At 64.9% G+C, this 3294-nt stretch carries 2 protein-coding genes; both read left to right on the top strand.

Translation table 11 applies throughout. From position 1 onward, the window contains the following. The coding region (locus ACLP9N_RS07410) for an ATP-binding protein (protein ID WP_442406779.1) at positions 1–2373 on the top strand (2373 nt) is incomplete at its 5' end. After that, on the top strand, positions 2370–3294 hold a 925-nt coding region (locus ACLP9N_RS07415), incomplete at its 3' end, for an adenylate/guanylate cyclase domain-containing protein (protein WP_442406780.1). The genes ACLP9N_RS07410 and ACLP9N_RS07415, both read left to right, overlap by 4 nt.

The raw sequence follows: 3294 nt of genomic DNA on the forward strand, positions 1-3294 counted from the left end.
ATCGGTAAGAGCCGCCTGGTGCGCGAGGTAGCGGTGCTGGCGGGGCGGCGTGGCGTGGAAGTGTTCACCGCCTTCTGCGAGTCGCACACCAGCCAGGTCCCCTTCCATGCCGTTGCACGGCTTTTGCGCGCGGCCACCGGTGTCGAGGGACTTGACGGGCAGACCGCTCGCGATCGAGTGCGCGACCGGGTTCCTGACGCAGACCCCGAGGACTTGCTGCTATTCGACGACTTGCTGGGCATCGCCGATCCCGACGTGAAGCTGCCCAAGATCGACCCTGATGCGCGGCGGCGGCGGTTGACTGCGCTGGTCAATGCCGCGTCGCTGGCCCGCACCGAACCGGCTGTCTTTGTTATCGAGGACGCGCACTGGATAGACGAGGTGAGCGAGTCGCTGCTGGCCGATTTCTTTACCGTGATCCCGCAGACGCCGTCGCTGGTGCTGGTGACCTACCGCCCGGAATATCGAGGCGTGTTGAGCCAGGGGGCCGGTGCTCAGACGATCGCCCTTGCGCCGCTGAGTGATTCAGAAACCGCAGCATTGATCTCGGGGCTGCTCGGTCCGGACCCCTCGGCTGCTGCGCTGGGCCAGACGATCGCCGAGCGGGCCGCTGGTAATCCGTTTTTCGCCGAGGAGATCGTGCGCGACCTGGCTGAGCGCGACGTGCTGCAGGGACAGACCGGGGCCTACGTGTCCACCGCAGATGTCGGCGAGGCCAACGTGCCTGCCACTTTGCAGGCGACCATCGCCGCTCGCATCGACCGGCTCGACCCGAAAGCTAAGCGCACCTTGAGTGCTGCGGCGGTCATTGGCTCGCGGTTCAGCCGTGGCCTGCTCGAAACGCTGGGCATTGAGCCCCTCTTTGAGGACCTAGTGGCCGCCGAATTCGTCGATCAGGTGAGGTTCACCCGGCAACCCGAGTATGTGTTCCACCACCCGCTGATTCGGACGGTGGCCTACGAATCGCAGCTCAAATCCGATCGCGCCGAGCTGCACCGGCGCGTCGCGGCCGCGATTGAGTCACGTGACCCGGCAGCGGTCGAGGAGAACGCCGCGCTGATTGCCGAACATTTGGAGGCTGCCGGTGATCTGCACCCCGCCTACGGCTGGCACATGCGGGCCGCGACGTGGGCCACCAACCGCGACATCGCAGCGGCGCGATTGAGCTGGGAGCGTGCCCAAAGGATCGCCGACGCCTTGCCCGCTGATGACCAGGACCGAGCGGCCATGCGTATTGCCCCTCGCGCCATGTTGTGCGGGACCGCCTTTCGTGTCCATGCCAGCGTCTCCGACCGCTTTGATGAATTGCGGGAGTTGTGCGCCGCCGCCGGGGACAAGGCGTCACTGGCCGTCGGCATGACGGGGGTGGCAATCGAGTCCCTGTGGTCTGCGCGCGTGCACGAGGCGTCGCGACTGGCATCCGAGCAGATGGCTCTGCTGGAGTCGATCGGCGATCCGAGCTTGACCATTGGGGTGGCGTTTTTGCCAATGGCCATCAGATTCGATACCGGTGAATTCGCCGACATCTTCCGGTGGTCGCAGACCGTCATCGATTGGGCCGATGGCGACCCCGCCAAGGGCAACCTCATCGTTGGATCGCCGCTAGCGGTGGCATTGGTATGGCGTGGCCTTGCTCGATTCTGGCTGGGTCGTGACGGGTGGCGTCAGGACCTCCACGATGCCGTTGCGATGGCCCGAAGCACCGACCCGGCAACCTACGCCATGGTCGTCTCGTACAAGTACGGCTTCGGGATAGGGGCCGGGGTGCTTCTGGCCGACGACACCGCGATGCGCGAGATCGAGGAGGCTGTGCAGACCGCGGAGGGCTTAAGCGACGACACCGCGCTGAGCTTCGCCAAGTTCGTATGGGCTATCGCGCTGGCGGCTCGGCGTGTCCCCGCTGACCGTCAGCGCGGACTGGAGTTGGTGGCGCAGCTGCGCGACAGATGGCTGCGCGAGCGGTCCTTTCTGCATTGGGTACCCGTCGTCGACCTATATCTCGCACGGGAGCGGGCCGCGCGCGGCGACCGCGATGGCGCCATTCCGGTCCTGCGGCAGGCTGTGGATGAGTTGTTTACGCGGGGGGAGTTCGCGTATTTGCTTGGGGCCAACAACGCTTTGGTGCAGACTCTGCTGGACCGTGGCGCCGATAGTGACTTAGCTGAAGCCCAAGAGGCGATTGACCGGTTGGCGAACCTTCCGGGAGACGAAGGTTGGGTATTGCGCGACATCACGCTGCTCCAACTGCGCACGCTGCTAGCCAGGGCTCATGGCGACGAGACCGGTTACCGGGTCTATCGGGATCGCTACCGAAAGACGGCCAAGGAGCTTGGTTTTGAAGGGCATATAGCCTGGGCCGAGGCACTGCCATGACCGCGACGGGATTGGTGTGCTCATCGTGTGGTATCGAGCTGCCACAAAACGCGAAGTTCTGTTTGGAATGCGGTGCGGCGGTGTCGACAGCGGCGAAACCCGCGGAGTACAAGCAGGTGACGGTGCTGTTCGCCGACGTCGTGCATTCGATGGACATCGCCGCGGCGGTGGGGGCGGAGCGGTTGCGGGAGATCATGGCCGACCTCGCCGACCGCTGTGCCGCAGTTGTAGAACGCTACGGCGGCAAGGTGGACAAGTTCACCGGCGACGGGATCATGGCCGTGTTCGGCGCGCCGGTGGCATTGGAACACCACGCCGTTCGTGCCTGTCTGGCGGCGCTGGGCATCCAAGAGGAGACCGCCCGGTTGGCCGCTGAGGTTAAGAACCGGGACGGTATCGATCTGCAGTTGCGTGTTGGTCTCAATTCCGGTCAGGTGATCGCCGGTGAAATCGGCTCAAGATCGTTCGGCTACACCACCATTGGCGAGCAGGTGGGGATGGCTCAGCGGATGGAGTCGGTCGCCCCGCCAGGTGGGGTGATGCTCAGCGCGTCCACCGCACGACTGGTTGACGGCGCAGCGGCTCTAGATGAACCGGAGATAGTCCGTATTAAGGGTGCCGACGAGCCAGTCACCGTTTATCGCCTGTTGAGCATGGGAGAACAGCATCGCTCTGCAACGCATGCTGAGTCCAATCTGGTCGGTCGCCGGTGGGAGCTGTCCGCCGTCGAAGGCTTGTTGGATCGTGCCATCGACGGGCACGGCGCTGTGGTCGGCGTGGTGGGATCACCAGGCATCGGTAAGAGCCGCCTGGTGCGCGAGGTAGCGGTGCTGGCGGGGCGGCGTGGCGTGGAAGTGTTCACCGCCTTCTGCGAGTCGCACACCAGCCAGGTCCCCTTCCATGCCGTTGCACGGCTTTTGC

It is taken from the genome of Mycobacterium sp. (genome assembly GCF_052144515.1).
Taxonomy (GTDB): Bacteria; Actinomycetota; Actinomycetes; order Mycobacteriales; family Mycobacteriaceae; genus Mycobacterium.